Origin of the sequence: Streptomyces viridosporus (genome assembly GCF_002078235.1) — a bacterium.
GTDB classification, from domain to species: domain Bacteria; phylum Actinomycetota; class Actinomycetes; order Streptomycetales; family Streptomycetaceae; genus Streptomyces; species Streptomyces viridosporus.
On sequence record NZ_MSGP01000218.1, the window covers coordinates 44689 to 64836 of the forward strand.

Genomic DNA, 20148 nt, shown 5'->3' on the forward strand with positions numbered 1-20148 from the left:
GCTCCTCGGCCAGGAAGCGAGCCAGTGCCGACGGCGTCGGGTAGTCGAACACCATGGTGCTGGGCAGCGCGTGGCCGGTGACGCGGCTGAGGCGCTTGCGCAGTTCGACGGCGGTCAGCGAGTCGAATCCATCGTCGCGGAAGGCCCGCTGCTCCGGCACGCCGTCCACGGAGTCGTGGCCGAGCACGGCGGCGGCCTCGGTACGGACGAGGTCGACGAGCTGCCGCTCCCGCTGCTCGGCGGGCAGTGCGGCCAGGCGGGCGGCGAACTGCGGGCGGCCGCTCGCGTCCTCGGCCTGTGCCGCCGCCTCCGGCAGCGCCGCGAGCAGCGGACTGCGGCGGGAGGCGGTGAAGACCGGCGCGTAGCGCGTCCAGTCCACGTCGGCGACGGTGACGGTGGTGTCGCCGCGCACGACGGCGTCACGGAGCTCGGCGATGCCGGCGGCCGGCGCGATGAACCGCAGGCCCTGCCGCAGCAGGTTCGCGGTCATGGCGTCGTCGGTCGCCATGCCGGCCTCGGCCCACGGTCCCCACGCCACGGACGTGGCGGCCAGGCCGCGTGCGGCACGGGTCTCAGCGATGGCGTCCAGGTAGGTGTTGGCTGCGCTGTAGGACGCCTGGCCGCCGCTGCCGATCGTGCCGGCGACGGAGCCGAACAGCACGAAGAAATCCACGTCCCCGACGAGGGCGTCGAGGTTGAGGGCGCCGGCCACCTTCGCCGACAGCACGGACTCGAACGCGGCGAGGCCGGTGTCCGCGAGCGCCTTCATGTCGCTGACACCCGCGGTGTGCACCACACCGGTCACCGGGTGCTCGGCGAGCACCGCGGCCAGCGCGGCCCGGTCGGCCACGTCGCAGGCGATGATCTCGACGCGTGTGCCCAGTTCCTCCAGCTCGGCGCGGAGCTCGTCGGCTCCGGGCGCGTCGGGGCCGCGCCTGCTGGTCAGTACGAGCTCGGCGGCACCGGAACGGGCGAGCCAGCGCGCGACCTCGCCGCCGAGGCCACCGGTGCCCCCGGTGACGAGCACGGTCCCGCGCGCGGTGAACTCGCCGGCGGGCACGGGAGCGGTGTACCGGACGAGACGCCGGCCGCTGCGCCCGGCCGGCCGGATCGCGACCTGGTCCTCACCGTCGGTCCCGGCCAGGGTGGCGGCGAGGTGGTGTGCGGCCCGGTCGTGCGACGCCGCGGGCAGATCGATCAGGCCGCCCCAGCGGTCGGGGTGCTCCAGCGCGATGCTGCGGCCGAGGCCCCAGATGGCGGCCTGCGACGGGCGGGTCACCGGGTCGCCGGGGCCGGTCGACACCGCTCGGCGCGTGAGGACCCACAGGGGGGCGGTGATGCCGGCGTCGCCGAGCGCCTGTGCGAGCGTGACGGTCAGGGCCAGCCCGAGCGGGAACGTCTCCGGCTCCTCCTCGGACGGCGGCACCCACACCACGCCCGTGGGGTCACCGGCCTCGGCGAGCCGGACGGCGAGCGTGGCACGGTCGGTGTCGGCCACCACCAGGGTGCGGACCTCGGCGCCGTGCGCACGCAGCGCCTCGGCGACCTCGGTGTGCTCGGTCGTGCCGATGAGCAGCCAGGTGCCCGTCAGCGTCGCCGCGTGCTCCGCCAAGGGGGCCCACTCGACGCGGTAGCGCCAGGTGTCGAGCCTGGTCCGCTCGCGCCGCTCCCGGTGCCACGACGACAGTGCGGGCAGCAGCGCGTCCAGCGAGCCGCGCTGGTCGTCGCCGAGGCCGAGGAGTTCGGCGAGCCCGGCGGCGTCGCCCTCGTCGACGGCCGCCCACAGCCGGTCGTCCGCGGAGTCGCCGGGCCGCTCCGTGCGGGCCTCGGGCCAGTAGAACTCGTGGGAGAACGCATAGGTCGGCAGGTCGACGCGACCGGCGCCGGTGCCGGCGAAGAACGCGGCCCAGTCGACGTCCGGACAGAACGTGTCGATCCGCGCCAGCGCGGTGACGGCGGCGCGCTCCTCGTCCCGGTCGCCCCGCAGCACGGCGACGGCGGCGGCATCGGCGGCGTTGTCCTCGACCATCGCGGAGAGGGTGCCGTCCGGTCCCAGTTCGACGAACGCGCGTACGCCACGGTCCACGAGGGCCCGCACGCCGTCGGCGAACCGCACCGCCTCCCGGACGTGCCCGACCCAGTACTCCGGCGTGGCCAGCTCGTCGCCGGCGACGGCGCCGGTCACGGTGGACACCACCGGAATCCGCGCCTCGCCGAAGGACAGGCCCTCGACCACGGTCCGGAACTCGTCCAGCATCGGATCCATCAGCGGCGAGTGGAACGCGTGCGACACCCGCAACGCCTTCGTGCGGCAGCCCCGCTCGCGGAACACCGTCTCGATCCGGGCGAGCGCGTCGAGCTCACCGGCCACGACGACCGACCGCGGACCGTTCACCGCCGCGATGGACACGCCCTCGACCAGCTCGGCGGCGACATCGTCCGCACCGGCCTCGATCGCCGTCATGCCGCCGCCGGCCGGCAGTGCCTGCATGAGCCGGCCGCGCGCCGAGACCAGCGCCGCCGCGTCGCTCAACGACAGCACGCCGGCGACGTGCGCCGCCGCGATCTCACCGACCGAGTGCCCGGCGAGGAAGTCGGGCCGTACGCCCCAGGACTCGACCAACCGGTACAGCGCCACTTCCAGCGCGAACAGCGCCGGCTGCGCCGAGCCGGTCTCGCTCAGCGCCTCCGCGTCCTCGCCCCACATCACCTCGCGGACGCCCTCGCCCAGCTCCCCCGTCACCGCGTCGAACGCCTCGGCGAAGACCGGGAACCTGGCGTACAGCTCACGGCCCATGCCCAGCCGCTGGGCGCCCTGACCGGCGAACACGAAGGCCGTACGGCCGTGGACCGTCTCGCCCTCGAACAGCGCCGGGTCGGGCCGGCCGGCTGCCAGCGCGGCCAGCGCCCGTCGCAGTGTCCCGGCATCCGGCGCGATCACCGCCGCCCGCTGCTCGAACCGCGATCGGGTGGTCGCCAGCGAGAAGGCGAGGTCCAGTGGAGGGGCCGAGTCGACGTGCCCCAGCAGCCGCTCCGCCTGCGCCCGCAGCGCGTCCCGGCCGCGCCCGGACACCAGCAACGGCACGACACCCGGAGCGGTCACCGGCTCCGGAGCGGACTCCACCACCGCGGGCGGGGCCTCCAGGACGGTGTGCACGTTGGTGCCGCTGAAGCCGAACGACGACACCGCCGCGCGCCGCGGCCGGCCGGTGACCGGCCACGGGGTCTCCTCGGTGAGCAGCCGCACCTCACCGGCTGCCCAGTCGACCTGCGTCGACGGCTCGTCCACATGCAGGGTGCGCGGCACGACTCCGTGCCGCATCGCCAGCACCATTTTGATGATCCCGGCGACACCCGCCGCCGCCTGGGTGTGGCCGATGTTGGACTTCACCGACCCCAGCAGCAGCGGCGTCTCGCGCTCGCGGCCGTAGGTCGCCAGCAACGCCTGCGCTTCGATGGGATCGCCCAGCGCCGTGCCGGTGCCGTGCCCCTCGACGACGTCCACCTCGGACGCCGACAGGCCGGCGTTCGCCAGCGCGGCCCGGATCACCCGCTGCTGGGACGGACCGTTCGGCGCGGTCAGGCCGTTCGACGCGCCGTCCTGGTTCACCGCGGAGCCGCGGACCACGGCGAGGATCTCGTGCTCGTTGCGGCGGGCGTCGGACATGCGCTCCAGCACGAGGATGCCGACGCCCTCGGACCAGGCCACGCCGTCGGCGGCGTCCGCGAAGGCCTTGCACCGACCGTCGGCGGCGAGGCCGCGCTGCCGGGAGAACTCGAGGAACGACGTTGGGGTCGACATGACCGTCACGCCGCCGGCGAGGGCGAGGGAGCATTCCCCCGCCCGCAGCGACTGTGCGGCCAGGTGCAGCGCCACCAGCGAGGACGAGCAGGCCGTGTCGACACTGACCGCCGGGCCCTCCAGACCGAGCGTGTACGACACCCGGCCAGAGGCCACGCTCGGGGACGTGCCGGTGCCCTGGTACCCCTCGAACTCGCCGCCGCCGAGCGCGTGGACGTAGTCGCTGTACATGACGCCGGTGAACACGCCCGTGCGGCTGCCGCGCAGCGAGACGGGAGGGATGCCGGCCCGCTCGACGGCCTCCCACGACGCCTCCAGGAGCAGGCGCTGCTGCGCGTCGGTGGCGAGCGCCTCGCGGGGGCTCATGCCGAAGAAGGCGGGGTCGAACTCGCCCGCGTCGTGCAGGAAGCCGCCGGAGCGCGCGTACGACGTGCCGATGTGGTCGGGATCCGGGTCGAACAGGGTGTCCAGGTCCCAGCCGCGGTTGGTCGGGAAGCCCGATATCGCGTCGACGCCCTCGCTGACCAGCCGCCAGAGGTCCTCCGGCGAGGAGACCCCGCCCGGGTAGCGGCAGGACATACCGACGATAACGATCGGGTCGTCGGTGACGGCCGCCGGAGCGGTGACCGCGTCGGCGGGCTCCTCGGTGCCGAGCAGTTCGTCCAGCACGTACGCGGACAGCGCGCCGACGGTCGGGTGGTCGAAGACGAGCGTGGCCGGCAGCCGCAGCCCGGTGGCGGCCGTGAGCTGACCGCGCAGCTCGACGGCCGTCAGGGAGTCGAAGCCGAGGTCGGCGAAGGTCCGGTCGGCGTCGACGCGATCGGTGCCGGTGTGGCCGAGTACGGACGCCACCTGTGCCCGTACCAGCTCCAGCACGGTGTCGGCACGCTCGACGGCGCTCAGTCGCGCGAGCCGCTGCGCCAGGCCGCTCGCGGCGACGCTCACCGCGGTGCCGCGCCGGGCCCGGGGCCGGACCAGGCCGCGCAGCACGGGCGGCACCTCGTCGCGGGCGCGCAGCGCGGGCAGGTCGAGCCGCACCGGGACGGCCACGGCGTCGGGGCCGGCGACCGCCGTGTCGAACAGCGCCAGACCATCGTCGACGGACAGCGGCAACGTGCCGGTACGGGCCAGGCGGCGCAGGCCGGACGCGCCGAGCGAGCGGGTCATACCCGTCTCCTGCGTCCACGGCCCCCAGGCCAGCGACACTCCCGGCAGGCCCTCCGAGCGCCGCTTCGCGACCAGTGCGTCGAGGAAGGCGTTGCCGGCCGCGTAGGCCGTCTGCGCCGCCGCGCCCATCACGCCCGCGACCGAGGAGAACACCACGAACGCCGAGACGTCGCCGGCCAGTTCGTGCAGGTTCCAGGCCGCGTCGGCCTTCGGCCGCAGCACCCCGTCGATCCGGTCGGCCGTCAGGGAGGGCAGGACGCCGTCGTCGAGGACGCCGGCGGCGTGCACGATGCCCGTGACGGGCGCCTCGACGGCGAGCGCGGCGGCCAGCGCTTCCCGGTCGGCCGCGTCCACGGCGGCGAACGTCACCCGCGCACCCAGTTCGGTGATCCGGGCTGCCACCTCGGCCGCGCCCTCCGCGGCACCACCGCGACGGCTGGCCAGGATCAGGCGGCGCACGCCGTGGTGCTCGGCGAGGTGCCGCGCCACCAGGGCACCGAGACCGCTCGTACCGCCGGTGACCAGGACAGCACCGTCGCCCCAGTCGACGGCACCGTTGTCGGCGGCCCGCACGCGGGCGAGGCGGGCGGCGAACACCTCGCCGTCCCGCACCGCCGTCTGCGGCTCGCCCGTACCGAGGGCCGGGCCCGGGACGCCGTCGATCGCGCCGAACAGTCCGGGGTTCTCCGCCTCGGCCGCCCGCGTGAAGCCCCACACGGCCGCCTGGGCCGGGTCGGCCGTGTCCCCGGGCCGCACGGCCACGCCGTTGCGCGTGAGGAACAGCAGACGGGAGCCGCCGCAGCGCTCGTCCGCGAGCCAGTCCTGTGCGATGCCCATGGCCCAGGCCGCGTTCGCGTGCGCGTCGGCGACCGGGTCGCCCGTGCCCGCCGGCACCGGCGCCAGCACGATCGGCGGCACCGCGCCGGGCAGGTCGGCGACACCGGCGGCGACCAGCATCTCCACGCCGGGCAGCACGGGGGCGTCCGGCCCCAGGACCGCGACGGTCGCGGGCACCGTTCCCCCGGACACCGGGACCCAGTCCAGACGGAACAGCGCGTCCCCGCCTGGCTCGGCGGCCAGGCGTTCGTCCCCGAGACGCCGTAGCGCCAGGGACGCCACCGACATGAGCGGCGCGCCGGCGGCGTCCGTGACCTCGATCGACACGGCGGAATCGCCGAGCGGTGTGAGCAGCACGCGGGCCGCCGTCGCGCCGGTGGCGTGCAGGCGCACGCCCTCCCACGAGAACGGCAGCATGGCGGTGCCGTCGCCGAGACCGGTGAAGGCGACCGCGTGCAGGGCGGCGTCCAGCAGCGCCGGATGCATGCCGAAGGACGACGCCTCGGCCGCGACGCCCTCGGACAGCTCGACCTCGGCGGCGACCGTGCCGTCCGAGCCGACCCGCCAGGCGGCGGCGAGGCCGCGGAACGCCGGTCCGTACTCCAGCCCGGCCTCGGCCGCGCGCTCGTAGAACCCGTCCAGGCCGACCGCCTCCGCCCCGGCCGGCGGCCACACGGGGAAGTCGGACGAGGCGGCCTGCTCGCCGGGCGCCAGCACGCCGTCGGCGTGCCGGGTCCACGGGCGGTCCTCGCCCGGGTCGGAGGCGTCGCCCGCGTCGAGCCGCGAGTACATCGTGAGGGGGCGGTGACCGCGGGCGTCCGGACCACCGATCCACAGCTGCACCTGAACGCCGCCCTGGTCAGGCAGCACCAGCGGTGCGGCGAGCGTCAGCTCCTCAATCCGGCCGCAGCCGACCTCGTCCCCGGCGCGCACCGCGAGTTCGAGCAGCGCGGTGCCGGGCAGCACGGCCGTGCCGCGGACGGCATGGTCGGCGAGCCATGCGTGCGACGCCACCGAGAGCCGACCGGTGAGCAGCACGCCGTCCGAGTCCGCCAGGGACGCGGCAGCGGCCAGGAGGGGGTGGTTGGCCGAGCCGAGGCCGGCGGCGCGCAGGTCGCCCAGGGAGGCGTAGGCGTCACGCGGCCAGTAGCGGCGGCGCTGGAAGGCGTACGTCGGCAGGTCGACGCGGCGGGCGCCGGTGTCGGCGAAGTAGTCGGCCCAGCGCAGCGGGACACCGAGCGCGTGCAAGCCCGCGGCCGCGGACGCGAGGGCGGCGTCCTCGGGCTGCGCCCCGCGCAGCGTCGCGAGCGCGTCGGCGTCCGGGAAGTCCTCCTGCACCATCGCGGTGAGCACTCCGTCCGGGCCCAGCTCCAGGAACGCGCCGACTCCGTGCTCGCGCAGCCAGCCGACGGTGTCGTGGAACCGCACCGGACGGCGCACGTGGTCGGTCCAGTAGTCCGCGTCGGTGAGCTGCTCGACGGTCGCCTGCTCGCCGATCACGGTCGACACGACCGGCAGCAGCGGCTCGCGGAACTCCAGGTCCCCGGCAACCGCGCGGAAGTCGTCCAGCATCGGGGTCATCAGCGGTGAGTGGAACGCGTGCGACACGCGCAGCCGCTTCGGCCTGTGCCCGCGCTCGACCAGTGCCGCCTCGATCCCGGCGACCGCGTCGGCCTCGCCCGCGACGACCACCGACCGCGCGCCGTTCACGGCCGCGATCGACACGGTGCCGGCATGTTCCGACACCAGCGGCGCGACCTCGGCCTCGGACGCCCGCACGGACGTCATCACGCCGCCGGCGGGCAGCGCCTGCATCAGCCGCCCGCGTGCCGCCACGAGAGCCGCTGCCGCGGTCAGGTCGAGGACACCGGCCACATGCGCGGCGGCCAGCTCGCCGATGGAGTGACCGGTGAGGTAGTCCGGCTTGACGCCCCACGACTCCACCAGCCGGTAGAGCGCGACCTCGACGGCGAACAGCGCCGGCTGGGCGTATTCGGTGCGGTTGAGGGTGCGTGCCGTTCCGGCCCACATGACCTCGCGCAGCGGGCGGTCGAGGTGGACGTCCAGCGCCGCGCACGCCTTGTCCAGTGCGGCCGCGAACACCGGGAAGCGGTCGTACAGCTCGCGGCCCATGCCGACGCGCTGCGCGCCCTGGCCGGTGAACACCACTGCCAGCTTGGGCCTGCCCCGTGTGACACCCGAGACGAGCCCGGCCGGCGTCTCGCCGGCGGCCAGCGCCGCCAGCGCGGCCCGGGCCTGCTCGCGATCACTCGCCACGACGGCGGCACGGTGCTCGAACGCGGCCCGGGTGGTCGCGAGCGAGAAGGCGGTGTCGGCCAGGGCGCCGGAGTCCACCGTGGACAGCAGGCGCGCGGCCTGTTCCGTGAGAGCCTCACGGGTGCGCGCGGACACCACCAGCGGCACGGCGCCGGGCGCGATGTCACCGGCGGGCGCCTCGTCCGCGTCGGCGGGCGCCTGCTCGATGATGGCGTGCGCGTTCGTGCCGCTCAGGCCGAACGAGGAGACGGCGGCGCGCCGCGGACGGTCCGCCTCCGCGGGCCACGGCGTGTTCTCGGTCGCGAGCGCCAGCGCCCCGCTGGACCAGTCGACATGGGACGTCGGCGCGTCCACGTGCAGTGTCCTGGGCAGCATCCCGTGCCGCATCGCCAGCACCAGCTTGATGACGCCGGCCACACCGGCGGCGGCCTGCGTGTGGCTGATGTTGGACTTCACCGAGCCGAGCAGCAGCGGACGGCCGGCGGGGCGGTTGCGGCCGTAGGTGGCGAGCAGTGCCTCCGCCTCGACCGGGTCCCCGAGCGTGGTGCCGGTGCCGTGCGCCTCCACCACGTCGACCTGGTCGGCGGAGAGCCGCGCGTTGAGCAGGGCCTGCTCGATGACACGGACCTGTGAGGGCCCGTTGGGGGCGGTCAGGCCGTTGGACGCGCCGTCCTGGTTGACGGCCGAGCCGCGTACGACGGCGAGGATCCGGTGTCCGTTGCGCCGTGCGTCGGACAGCTTCTCCAGCACGAGCACGCCGACGCCCTCGGCCCAGCCGGTGCCGGACGCGGACTCGGCGAAGGAACGGCAGTGCCCGTCGGCGGCGAGACCGCCCTGCTTGGAGAACTCGACGAAGGTGAGCGGGCTCGACATGACGGTGACACCGCCGGCCAGCGCGAGGTCGCACTCCCCCGCCCGGAGCGACTGGGCCGCGAGGTGCAGCGCCACCAGCGAGGAGGAGCACGCGGTGTCCACGGTGACGGCCGGACCGACCAGGCCGAAGCAGTACGACAGACGGCCCGATATCACACTGGACGTGTTGCCGGTCAGCCGGAAACCGTCGATGTTGTCGGCCGGGCCGACCCGGTACTCCTGCGGCATGGCGCCCACGAACACGCCGGTCTGACTGCCCTTCAGGCCCGTCGGGTCGATGCCCGCGCGCTCCAGCGCGTCCCAGGTCGTCTCCAGCAGCACCCGCTGTTGCGGGTCCATGGACAGCGCCTCGCGCGGTGAGATCCCGAAGAAGTCCGCGTCGAACGTGGTGGCGTCGTGCAGGAATCCACCGGACAGCGTCGAGGACGTGCCCAGTGCCTCCGGGTCCCAGCCCCGGTCGGCCGGGAAGTCGGTCACGCCGTGGCCACCGCGCTCCAGCATCGCCCACAGGTCCTCGGGGCCGCGCACGTCACCGGGGTAACGGCAGCCCATGCCGACGATGGCAATGGGCTCGGACGCCGCCTCCTCCAGTTCCTGCACCTTCTGCCGGGTGCGCCGAAGGTCGACGGTCGCCCGCTTCAGGTAGTCCCGAAGGCGCTGCTCGTTGCCCATCGCACGATCCATGTCGGTTCCATTCACTCGCGGACACCCTCGTGCAGTGTCGATCTCGGGGCAGCCGGAATTTCCTAGTGTCGGGACGGAAAAATGTTCGGGGCACTAGGGAATTACCGATCCGGGCCGGGCGACGCTGCCCGCGCCGGACGCACGCGCCCGGCGGTCAACCGCCCTCGACTCCCGGAGTACCGCGTGCTCTTGCGACTGCTCAGGACGTGCCTTCTCCCTTACCGGACCTGGGTCGCGCTGACCGTCGCCCTGCAGGTCGTGCAGACGCTCGCGCTCCTCATGCTCCCCACGCTGAGCGCACAGGTCATCGACCGGGGGCTGCTGGTGGGGTCGCTGCGGGGAATCGTCTGGCTGGGCGCGGCGATGCTGCTGGTCGTCGTGGTCCAACTCGCCGCGCGGCTCGGAGCCGAGTACTTCGCCGCGCGTGCCGCCACCGCGGTCGGCCGCGACCTGAGGTCGGCGATGTTCCGCCACGTGCAGCGGTTCTCCGCGCACGACGTGGGCCGCTTCGGTACGTCCTCGCTGGCCACCAGGACGCTCAACGACGTGCAGCAGGTCCAGACCCTCACGGCCGACGGACTGAGCAGCATCATCACCGCGCCGATCATGTGTGTGGTGAGTGTGGTGCTCGCGCTGCGCCAGGACGTGCCGCTGGCGCTGGTCGTGATCGTGCTCGTTCCGGTGACGACGGTCGTGGTGGCGGTGATCCTGGTCCGGATGAGCCGGTTGTACGACCGCGTCCAGGTCGGCATGGACCACATGAGCCGGTTGTTCCGCGAGCAGATCACCGGCGTGCGCGTGGTACGCGCGTTCGTGCGGGACGCGCACGAACAGGAGCGGTTCGGCGCGGTGAACACCGAGATGTTCCTGCTGACCCGCAGGGTGCGCCGGCTCGCGGCCGGTATGTTCCCGCTGGTGTGGCTGCTGGGCAACGGGTTCACCGTGCTGGTGGCGTGGATCGGCGCGAAGCGGATCGCGTCGGGCGCTCTCCAGGTCGGAGCGCTGAGCGCGTTCCTCGGCTACATCGTGCTGGTGCTGACCTCGATGGTCATCGCCATGTACGTCATGCTCACGGTCCCGAGGGCGGCGTCCGCCGCGCGGCGCATCCGTGACGTGCTCGACACCGCACCGGAGACGACCACGTCCTCCCGACCGGTCGTGTCCCGGCCGCGGCCGGGACACCTGGAACTGCGCGGCGTCGGGTTCCGTTACCCCGGCGCGGAGGAGCCGTTCCTGCACGGCATCGACCTGATCGCCGGGCCCGGCCAGACCGTTGCGGTGATCGGCGGCACCGGGAGCGGCAAGACCACCCTGCTGAACCTGGTACTGCGGCTGTTCGACGCCACGACCGGAACGGTACTCGTGGACGGGGTCGACGTGCGTGATCTGGACGACGACGCCCGGAGTCTCGCGGTGGGCCTGGTCGCGCAGCAGCCTTACCTGTTCGCCGGAACAGTCGCGTCCAACCTGCGCTGGGGCAACGAGAACGCCACCGACGCCGATCTCTGGCGCACCCTCGAGATCACCCAGGCCCGCGAGTTCGTGGCGGCGATGCCGGGTGGCCTGCAGGCGGAGATCACCCAGGGCGGCACGAACGTCTCGGGCGGGCAGCGACAGCGGCTCGCCCTCGCCCGGACCCTGTTGCGACGGCCCGGGATCTACCTCTTCGACGACTGCTTCTCCGGCCTGGACGCCGCGACGGACCTGGCGGTGCGCAGCGCTCTGGCGCCGGAACTCGCCGACGCGACGGTGGTGATCGTCGCGCAACGGGTGGGCACCGTCCAAAACGCCGACCTGATCCTCGTGCTGGAGGACGGCCGCGTGGTGGGCCGGGGCACACACGAGCAACTGCTGACGGAGAACGGGACGTACCAGGAGATCGTGCGCTCCCAGCTCGACAACGCGGAGGAAGCGGCATGACCGAGAAGCAGCAGGCCGCCGACCCGAGGGGGACGCTGCGGGCGATCACGCGGCTGATGCGCCCGCACCGGACGGTCCTCGTCGTCACCCTCCTGGTGAGCCTCGCCGGTGTCGTGGTGAACATCATCGCCCCGCTCCGCCTCGGCCACGCCACGAACCTGATCGTCGCCGGCGTGGCCGGCGAGTCACTGCCGGCCGGGCTGACGAAGGAGCAGGCACTGGCCCGGCTTCGCGCGGAGGGCCACGGCACCCTCGCATCCGTGTACGACACGGTCGACTTCGTACCCGGTCACGGCATCGACTTCGCGGCGGTGGCGTCGGTCCTGTTGCTGGTGCTGGCCCTGTACGCGGCCGGGTCGGCCGCCAACTTCATGCAGGAGCGCATCGCGGCGAACGTCGTGCAGGCGGTCGCCCGGGACGTACGGACACGGGCGGAGGCGAAACTGGCCCGGCTGCCGCTCGGCTACTTCGACGGTCAGCCGCGCGGCGAGCTCCTGGGCCGCGTCACCAACGACGTCGACAATCTGCAGCAGGTGCTCCAGCAGACGTTCAGCCAGCTGGGCACCGCCGTACTGTACGCGACCGGCCTCACCGCCGTGATGTTCGTGATCTCGCCGCTGCTGGCGGCTCTGCTGCTGCTGAGCCTTCCGGTGTGCGCCGTGATCGCGGTGAAGCTGAGTGCCCGGGCACGGCCGCGGTTCGCCGAGCAATGGGCCGCCACCGGAGCCCTGGCCGCACACGTCGAGGACATGTACACCGGACACACCCTTGTCCGGGTGTTCGGACGACAGGCCCACAGCGAGGCGGAGTTCGACAGGCACAACGAGAAGGCGTACCGGGCGGGCTCGGCCGCGCAGTTCTTCGCGGCGACCGTCGAACCCGCGCTGAGCTTCGTGTCGAACCTGAACTACGTCGCCGTGGCCGTCATCGGCATGTTGCGGGTCGCCTCGGGCGCGCTGTCCATCGGTGAGGTGCAGGCCTTCCTGCAGTACACTAACCAGTTCAGCAACCAGGCCGGCCAGATCGGAGCGGTGGTCGGCAAGTTCCAGTCCGGCCTGGCCTCGGCCGAACGCGTCTTCGCCCTCCTCGACGCCGACGAGCAGTCGGCCGACTTGGCCGACCCGGCCACGCTCGCCACCGTGTCCGGCCACGTGGAGTTCCGGGACGTCAGCTTCCGCTACCGGCCGGACCGCCCGCTGATCGAGGACTTCTCCCTGTCGGTGCCGCCGGGGACGACGGTCGCGGTCGTGGGACCGACCGGCGCGGGCAAGACGACACTCGGCAACCTCCTGATGCGCTTCTACGAGCCCGACTCCGGGCGGATCCTGCTCGACGGCGTGGACATCGCGACGATGAGCCGCGAGGACCTCCGCTCACGCACGGGCCTGGTGCTCCAGGACACGTGGCTGTTCGAGGGGACGGTGGCGGAGAACATCGCGTACGGGCGCCCGGGCGCGACGCGCGAGGAGATCGTGGCCGCGGCCAGGGCGATGCGGGTGGACCACTTCGTGAGGACGCTGCCGAACGGCTACGACACGGTGCTCGACGAGGCGGCGGGCATCAGCGCCGGCGAGAAACAGCTCATCACGGTGGCGCGGGCGTTCCTCGCTGCTCCGTCCGTGCTGATCCTCGACGAGGCGACCAGTTCGGTCGACACCCGCAGCGAACTGTTGGTGCAGAAGGCCATGGCGGAGCTGCGCCGGGGCCGCACCAGTTTCGTGATCGCGCACCGGCTGTCCACCATCCGCGACGCGGACCTGATCCTCCTCATGCACCGGGGCCGGATCGTCGAGCAGGGCACGCACGACGAGCTCCTCGCCGTCGACGGCGCCTACGCTGATCTGTACACGTCCCAGTTCATCACCACGCCCTGACGAGGGAGCACCGCCGCGGTTGCGCCAGGTGATCCCGAGGTCACGCAGGGCCGGAAACGGCCGTGCGGACGGCAGGCAGCTCCGTCCGGTCGGGGCGGAACAGTGCTCATGGCCTGTGAGAGCGGTGTGTCGGGAAGGCACACGAAGGCGTGCCTTCCCGGCAGTCCGACGCCGGTCGTCGAGCAGACCGACGTCGGCACGTCGCACGGGAAGGCACGCTCGTGCTCACCGCAGGGAACGACGACCCCTGCACACGTCACGGCTTGACCGGCGATTACCGTCGAGGGCGCGCGCCGGGGCAGTGCCTCCGTCCCGGGCCCCGGACACGGCTCAGTCCGTCGGCCACGCCCTGACGGCGGGTCGCCGCAGCGGCCTCACCAGGTGATCTTGAGCTCGGGCATGGTCGAGAACAAGCGGTCGGCCTCGCGGTTGAGCTCGTCGAGCGGCACCGCGAGCCGGATGGAGGGTGCCCGCTCGAACAGCGTCGTGTAGACGGTCCGCAGCTCCATCCGGGCCAGGGGCGCACCGAGGCAATGCCAGATTCCGTGCGCGAATGCCAGATGCTGGTTCGGGTTGCGCGTGATGTCCACGACCTCCGGGTCCTCGAAGGCCCGTGCGTCGAAGTTGGCCAGCGCGAAGTCCGGCAGCACAAGGTCCCCGGCCCGAATGGTCACCCCTGCGATCTCGATGTCCGCATTGGCGTAATGGGGTTGCGCCCCGCCACCGTGACTCGCGGTGCGCAGCATCTCCTCGACTGTCGGCTCGATCAGCGCGGGGTCCTGGAGCAACGCCTCCCGCAGCGCGTCATCGGTGGCCAGCCGAGCCACGCCGAACCCGATGTGCGTAGCGACGCTCTCGCCCCCGGCGAACAGCAGCATCGCGACCAGCGTCGCCACCCGCTCATCGGTCTGTCCCGCGGCGACCAGTCCGGAGATCATGTCGTCGCGCGGTTCGACCCGCCGTTGCGCCGCGATCCCGGCCAGATACGTGTCGAGGGTGGCGTCGCCGTCGCCCGTGCCAAGGCCGGCCATCCGATGCAGAAGGTCACTGACCAGTTTCTGGTTAGCCACGGGGATGCCGACGAACTCGCACAGCACACGCATGGCCAACGGCCGCGCTAGCACCTTCTGCAGTTCCGCCGGGCGTTCGCCCGCCAGCATCTTGTCGACCAGTTCCGCCACGGTCGCTTCGACCTTCGGCTGAATCGCCCGCACGGAAGCGCGCGAGAAGTACGGCGTGAGCAGCGCCCGGAGCTCGGCATGGCGTTCGAACTCGGTCATGATCTGTTCAAACACCGGGCTCGGCGCATATTTCGGTGCGCTGCTCGGGTCGGGATGCGAGCGGCCCAGCCTCCGGTCGACAAGCAGCCGCTTGATCTCCGGAGCTCCCATGACCAACCAGGCCTCGTCGCCGGTGTAGGTCCGGACCTTCCAGATCGGCCGTTCCGCCTGCATCGCCCGCAGTTCCTCGTTGATGCCGAGCAGTGGCGCGGTCAGGGACGCCATCGAGGGAATGTTGTCTTCGGCCATGGTCATGGCTCGCGTCCTCTCCGCGTGAAGGCCGGTAGCACCGGACAGTCTCACGGCGTTGTCGGCCGGAAATCCCTAGACAGCCGGCTCGCGTGACGAGTCGGTGCAGCTGCCCACGCTGCAGCAGAAGAAGCCCCGCTCGAGACGGAATTCGTGACACTAGTCACGTCGAGTTGCGTCATAGATAAATGTGCAACTAGCCTTCAATGCAAGAGGCGACTGGGTGGATGTGTGGGGGGATATCTTGTTTCTGGCCTGATTCATGCGGTGCGAGGCATGAGCGTCTCCGACGCTGACGCTCCGGCTGTCACGTCGCGCACGGGGCACCAGGTAATGTTAACCAGCGCAGAGATATGCCGTCTCAACGGTGTTAAAGCACAGGAAACGCCGCAGGGGTTTCGTTAGGACTGGCGTGATCGCCATAGGGTCCATGACACCACACTCGGCCCTTGCTGTTCGCTCATATTGCTCATGACCGTCGCATCGCAGGATTTCCCGGTCCGACGACGACGTCCGGATTCAGGGTGGCAACCAACAAGACCGAAGAGCGGCGAGCGGCACCAGTCAACGTTGACAAGCCTCCAGCGCAGTCGCCTGAAACCTTCCGACGAGGGACATCATGCAAGATGCAATAGATCGTCTGACGGAACGCTCCCACACTGATATGCATCGCTCTGTGTCGCACCAAGGCGCACCGTCCCGGTCGGCGGCCATGTTCCATTCCCTGTTCGAGCGTTCCGGAGTCGGGATGGCGGCCCTGGACTCGTACAGCCGCATCCGGCAGGCCAACGATGCCATGCTCGCCCTGCTCGACCGCAGTACCTCCGAGGTCCGGGACATTGAGTTCGCCGACCTTGTACACCCTGACAGCCGCTCCCAGTTACAGGTCAGCTTCGATCAGCTCCGCCTCGGCCGTGCCGGCCGCTTCACCGAGTACGTCAAGGTCCCGCGCCCGGACCATGCGGTGGGTGGCAGTCTGACGGCACTGAGGATGCGCGCCGACGCCCGCGCCAACAGCCCGCTTCTCGTGCTGCTCCAGGCCGACCCTCCGCCCGCCGAACGCCCGCCGGGCGGTGCCCGATCCACACTGCTGAGCGAGATGGAGGCCAAGATCCTCGAGAGGGTCGCCGCCGGTGCCTCCACCGTGCAGTTGGCCGGCCAGCTGCACCTCAGCTGCAAAGGCATCGAGTACCACATCAGCGCCATGCTCCGAAAGCTGGGTGTTCCTAACCGGCCGGCCCTGGTCTCCCGCGCCTACACGATAGGCATCCTCAGCAGCGGCACTTGGCCACCCCGAGTCCAGCAAGAGCACGTCAAATGCCGTTGATCCGACGTTCGTCGGGTCGAGTCACCGCTGGTGAGGCATGCCTCCGGTCCCGGGGGCAGTGACGGGAAGTCGCGCCTGTCCTTGATCGGTGGAGGCAGCCGGACGCTCCGCGTCCAGGATCGAAGGCACGGGAGGCTCTCCGCCGGCGCGGTCCGCTGCCCGCTCGGAAATCCGGTCGTCGGCCGGTGAGCGGACACCGGGATGCACAGTCCGGCCGACCCGGATCCGCAGGGACGGAACCGCCCGGCAGAAGACCGTCACGGGCGGATTCCGGTCCCTGCCGACCCCTCAGGTCTGCACATACGTCGACTGCACGGTGGGTGGCCAGCTCTCCGTGTTCAACACGCCCATGGAGTAGGCCTTGGAGGCCAGCTCGGTTCGGTTAATGGCTTTGAACCTGCGCAGCAGAGCCGTTATCCGGTACTCCACCCCGCCTCGGCTCATGTGCAGAACGGTCGCCAGCTTGCCCGTGGACATCCCGGCGGCGACGCCCTCCAGAATTCTGGCATCCATCGGGGTGAGCAGCACTCCACGCTGAACGATCGCCTGTGCCTTGCCGACCCGGGAAGTCTGGCTCACCAGCACCAGAATGGCATCGACTTCACCGCCCGACCTGACCACCGAGACGGCGGTCAGCTCACCGAACAGCAGCGCGCCGTCCTGTCTGACCGCGATGATCTTTCCACCGACACGGTCACGCTCACCGGCGCCGAGCAGGGCCAGATCACGGCCTATGGATCTCCGTACCGTCGGATGCAGCAACGCCAGGAACGGACGACCGTAACTGTCCTGGGGATTCCGGTCGAACTGCGCAAGGAAATCAATGTTGGCCTCACACAGACACAGCGCACGATCCAGCGTCGCCATGCACAGTCCGGACTGCTCGAACATCAGCCGGAATATCTCACCGTACTCCGATCTCTGTTTCGTCGCGATGTACGGGGCATGGGCCGCTGTCGTGCCACACGAGTCATCGATCACGGTATCGCCACTCCCGTCGAAGGCATAACAGCGCCGCCCGATGGCGCTCATCATCTGGTGCAGTCAACTGAGAGATCACTTGATGTCGCGGGTTCGAGTGCCATGACGCCGTTGCTGCTGTGCAACTCGTTGCACAGCAGCAACGGCGTGCCCCGATGTGACGTGGCTGCACGCGTAGCACGTCGACGCTGCCGGGCGTGGATGGGGAGACGGGGAAGGGGGAGCCGGTGGAACCGCCCGCGTGGGGCAGGCGGACCAGCCGGACACGGGCATCGGGGCGTGGGGGAGCCTGCGGGTCCACAGGCCATTGTCGCTGAGGGCGGAGTTCACGGGATGTCTTCTTCTCGGTTCTGGTTCGTCCGCCCACCATGGCGGGGCGTTCGTCGGATGAATCGGATTAAGAGGGAGGCGGGGCACGGAGTGGCCTCGCCCGCCGCTTGTCAGGAACCCGTGACGTCCTCTTTGATGATGCGCTCGACGTTCCGCTCCGCCAGCGCCGTGATGGTCACGAACGGGTTGACGCCGATGCTGCCGGGGATGAGCGAGCCGTCGGTCACGTAGAGGTTCTTGTATCCGGTGACGCGGCCGTAGTTGTCGGTGGCCTTGCCGAGGACGCAGCCGCCGAGCGGGTGGTAGCAGAAGTCGTCGGCGAAGGCCTTGATCCGCGGGCCGAAGAGGTCGTACCGGTAGATGGTGCTGTTCGCGTCGTTGATGCGGTCGAACAGCGATTTCGCGGCCGCGACCGCGGGCGCGTTCTGCTCCCGGGTCCAGCGCAGGTCCGCCCGGTCCTTGGCCGCGTCGTAGACGAAGGTGCCGCGCTCCGGGTTCTTGGTGATGGCCAGGTAGAGGCTGACCCAGGTCTCGAGGCCGGCCGGCATGGGGGCGATCTCGGCGAAGACGGGGCTGTCCGGGTTGTCCCAGCCGTCGATGCCGAGGGCGGGGATCGACGACTGGTTGCTGCCCGTGGGGTTCCACACGTGGTTGGCACGGGCGGTCATGATGTTGCCGTTGGGGCCCCAGCCACCGCCGATCTCCGAGCTGAGATTCGCGAGCGTGCCGGTCTCCCGGGCGCGCAGCAGCAGTTCGGTCGAGCCGAGGCTGCCGGCGCCGAGGAAGAGGTGGCGGCAGGAGATCTCCTTGGTCGCGATCAGCCCGCCTCGGATGCTCTTCTGCTCGACGGTCAGCAGGTAAGTGCCATCGCTCCGCTGACGAATCGTCTTGACCTGGTGCAGGGTCTCGATGGCGACCTTGCCGGTGCCCAGTGCGTCCGCCAGGTAGCTCTTGTCGAGTGAGACCTTGCCGTGGTTGTTGCCGTAGATGACCTCGGCGGCCAGCGCGGACTTGGGCACCGAGCCGTCCGCCTCACGGCGCATGTAGTCCCAGTCGTAGACGTTAGGCACGAAGGTGGTGCTCAGACCCGCGTTCACGGCCTGCTCGCGCCCGACACGCGCGTACTGGTACCACTCGGTCTGCTCGAACCATGCCTCATCGATGTTCTTCACCCGGAGGCCGGAGTTCGCGCGCGGGAAGTACGTGCTGTACATCTCGTCGGCGTCGACCTGGGGCAGCACCTCCTCGAAGTACGAGCGCCGGGGTGTGACCGCCATGCCGCCGTTGACGAGCGAACCGCCGCCGACACCGCGTCCCACGTATACGGACATTTGGTCGAAGTTGACCCGGTCCAGCACACCCGCGTAGGGCTCGATGTCCCGGTTGACGAGGTCGAGCCACAGGAAGGAGCCGAGCGGGGCCTCGGTGCGGGTCTTGAACCAGCTGGAACGCTTGTCGGGCGCGAGTGTTCCGCAGAATATGTTGCCGTCAGGACCAGGCTGGCTCCACAACTGACCCATCTCCAGCATCAGGGTGGGGATTCCCGCCTCGCCGAGCCGCAGGGCGGAGACGGCCGCGCCGTATCCGGTGCCGACCACGACAGCGGGGACGAACGTGCCGTCGGAGACACCGGTCGCGGTGGCAGCGGCCGCCCGGGGGACCGCGGTGATCGTGGTCTGCCCTGCGAGTGCGGCGGCTCCCAAGGCCGCAAGGCCGAGCATGCGGCGGCGCGACAGAGGCTGATGTGCATTCATGCTGTGCTGTACTCCTGAGCGTTGAAAGGGAGGAAAGGAAAGACGAATCGGAGAGCCGGCCGGAGCGGCGCGGCCCGGGGACCGTGAGAAGTTCGTGCGGAGGCAGTCGCCGACATCCGCATCGGGCACGCTGACCTCGAGGGGCCGGGCCGTGGGGCTCGGTCACCCAGTGTTGGAAGAGGGCGTGAGGTACGGCTTACTCGCGGGCGCGCGCAGCGCTCACGGGTGTCTCAGGACGTGTGCCGGGCCAAGCGACAGTCGGTGGAACGTGGCCGGTACGGGCCGCCCGGTGCCCCGGAGAGCGCGGCAGGCACTGGTGAGGCGCTTCGCCACGGCGCGCGAACTCGCTCGAGCCGTCCCGCCCGGTGCCTGCGCCGGCGGATGACCGGCACGGAACGGTCGGGAAACAGCAGCTTCCGCAGCAGGTAGGCCACATGACACTCGACACCCTGCCGACTGAGGTAGTCGGCGGCGACGCCCTCGATGATGCGCGCGTCCATCGCGGAGGGTCTTCTTGCGCTCGGGCACCACACGTGCCCCTCGCCGTCCCCGGCCATGGGCATCATGACCGGTGTCGCGGTCCTGTCGGGCAGGCCACCGCGTGCCGCCGCCCGCGGTGAGAAAGACGGTGAAAGCGGACTTCTCACCGGGCCCCATGGCAATGGCAGGCACGACGAATTGCTGGTGCCTGCCGTCCAGTAGTGCGGGGAATCGATGCACCAACGGCTGCTGCACGCTCGTGTGTAGCACGTCGCGGAAATCGCGGCCGCATATGTTCTCGGACGAACCGTTG

General features: G+C 71.3%; 8 protein-coding genes (1 of these 8 only partly in view). 3 read left to right on the forward strand and 5 right to left on the reverse strand.

Translation table 11 applies throughout. The features are described 5' to 3' along the window. Positions 1–9640 carry the start of a type I polyketide synthase gene (locus B7L92_RS16090; RefSeq protein ID WP_255310986.1) on the reverse strand. Its footprint begins 18065 nt before the window's first position, so only the first 9640 of its 27705 coding nucleotides appear in the window; its start codon is at positions 9638–9640; its stop codon lies beyond the left edge, outside the window. Positions 9641–9823: 183 nt separating this feature from the next. Between B7L92_RS16090 and B7L92_RS16095 the strand changes: the two genes are divergently transcribed. Together B7L92_RS16095 and B7L92_RS16100 are read left to right on the forward strand one after the other, a co-directional pair. Beyond that, positions 9824–11560 carry an ABC transporter ATP-binding protein gene (locus B7L92_RS16095; RefSeq protein WP_081238292.1) on the forward strand — a complete coding sequence of 579 codons (1737 nt, stop codon included), beginning with the start codon at positions 9824–9826 and terminating at the stop codon, positions 11558–11560. Continuing rightward, positions 11557–13434 carry an ABC transporter ATP-binding protein gene (locus tag B7L92_RS16100; protein WP_081238293.1) on the forward strand — a complete coding sequence of 626 codons (1878 nt, stop codon included), beginning with the start codon at positions 11557–11559 and terminating at the stop codon, positions 13432–13434. Before B7L92_RS16095 ends, B7L92_RS16100 begins: the two co-directional genes overlap by 4 nt. 374 nt (positions 13435–13808) lie before the next feature. Here B7L92_RS16100 and B7L92_RS16105 read toward each other — a convergent pair whose 3' ends face one another. Then, the gene (locus B7L92_RS16105) at positions 13809–14969 is read right to left on the reverse strand and encodes a cytochrome P450 (RefSeq protein WP_107501505.1); all 1161 of its coding nucleotides are present in this window, start codon (positions 14967–14969) and stop codon (positions 13809–13811) included. Positions 14970–15675: 706 nt separating this feature from the next. On the opposite strand from B7L92_RS16105, the gene B7L92_RS16110 reads away from it, so the two are divergent. Further along, positions 15676–16290 (forward strand): helix-turn-helix transcriptional regulator, encoded by a 615-nt coding sequence (locus B7L92_RS16110; RefSeq protein WP_159461037.1) that lies wholly within the window; start codon positions 15676–15678, stop codon positions 16288–16290. A 288-nt stretch (positions 16291–16578) separates the two neighbouring features. Here the strand turns inward: B7L92_RS16110 and B7L92_RS16115 are convergent, their stop codons facing one another. The 3 genes from B7L92_RS16115 to B7L92_RS40305 all read right to left on the reverse strand — a co-directional run bounded on the left by B7L92_RS16115 (position 16579) and on the right by B7L92_RS40305 (position 19855). Further along, positions 16579–17325, reverse strand: coding sequence for a helix-turn-helix transcriptional regulator (locus B7L92_RS16115; protein WP_081238295.1), 747 nt, complete (start codon positions 17323–17325; stop codon positions 16579–16581). A 386-nt stretch (positions 17326–17711) separates the two neighbouring features. Then, entirely contained in the window at positions 17712–19355 is a 1644-nt protein-coding gene (locus tag B7L92_RS16120; protein ID WP_081238296.1) for a GMC oxidoreductase, read from the reverse strand. Positions 19356–19585: 230 nt separating this feature from the next. After that, on the reverse strand, positions 19586–19855 hold the full coding sequence (locus B7L92_RS40305) for a hypothetical protein (protein ID WP_143626333.1): 270 nt from the start codon (positions 19853–19855) through the stop codon (positions 19586–19588). Between the last annotated feature and the right edge of the window lie 293 nt (positions 19856–20148).

What these genes read in the sequence shown, in the direction of transcription:
- B7L92_RS16100 (WP_081238293.1), top strand. Translation starts at nt 11,557, where the DNA reads ATGACCGAGAAGCAGCAGGCCGCCGACCCGAGGGGGACGCTGCGGGCG.
- B7L92_RS16105 (WP_107501505.1), bottom strand. Translation starts at nt 14,969, where the DNA reads ATGACCATGGCCGAAGACAACATTCCCTCGATGGCGTCCCTGACCGCG.
- B7L92_RS16115 (WP_081238295.1), bottom strand. Translation starts at nt 17,325, where the DNA reads ATGATGAGCGCCATCGGGCGGCGCTGTTATGCCTTCGACGGGAGTGGC.
- B7L92_RS40305 (WP_143626333.1), bottom strand. Translation starts at nt 19,855, where the DNA reads ATGGACGCGCGCATCATCGAGGGCGTCGCCGCCGACTACCTCAGTCGG.
- B7L92_RS16110 (WP_159461037.1), top strand. Translation starts at nt 15,676, where the DNA reads ATGTTCCATTCCCTGTTCGAGCGTTCCGGAGTCGGGATGGCGGCCCTG.
- B7L92_RS16120 (WP_081238296.1), bottom strand. Translation starts at nt 19,355, where the DNA reads ATGAATGCACATCAGCCTCTGTCGCGCCGCCGCATGCTCGGCCTTGCG.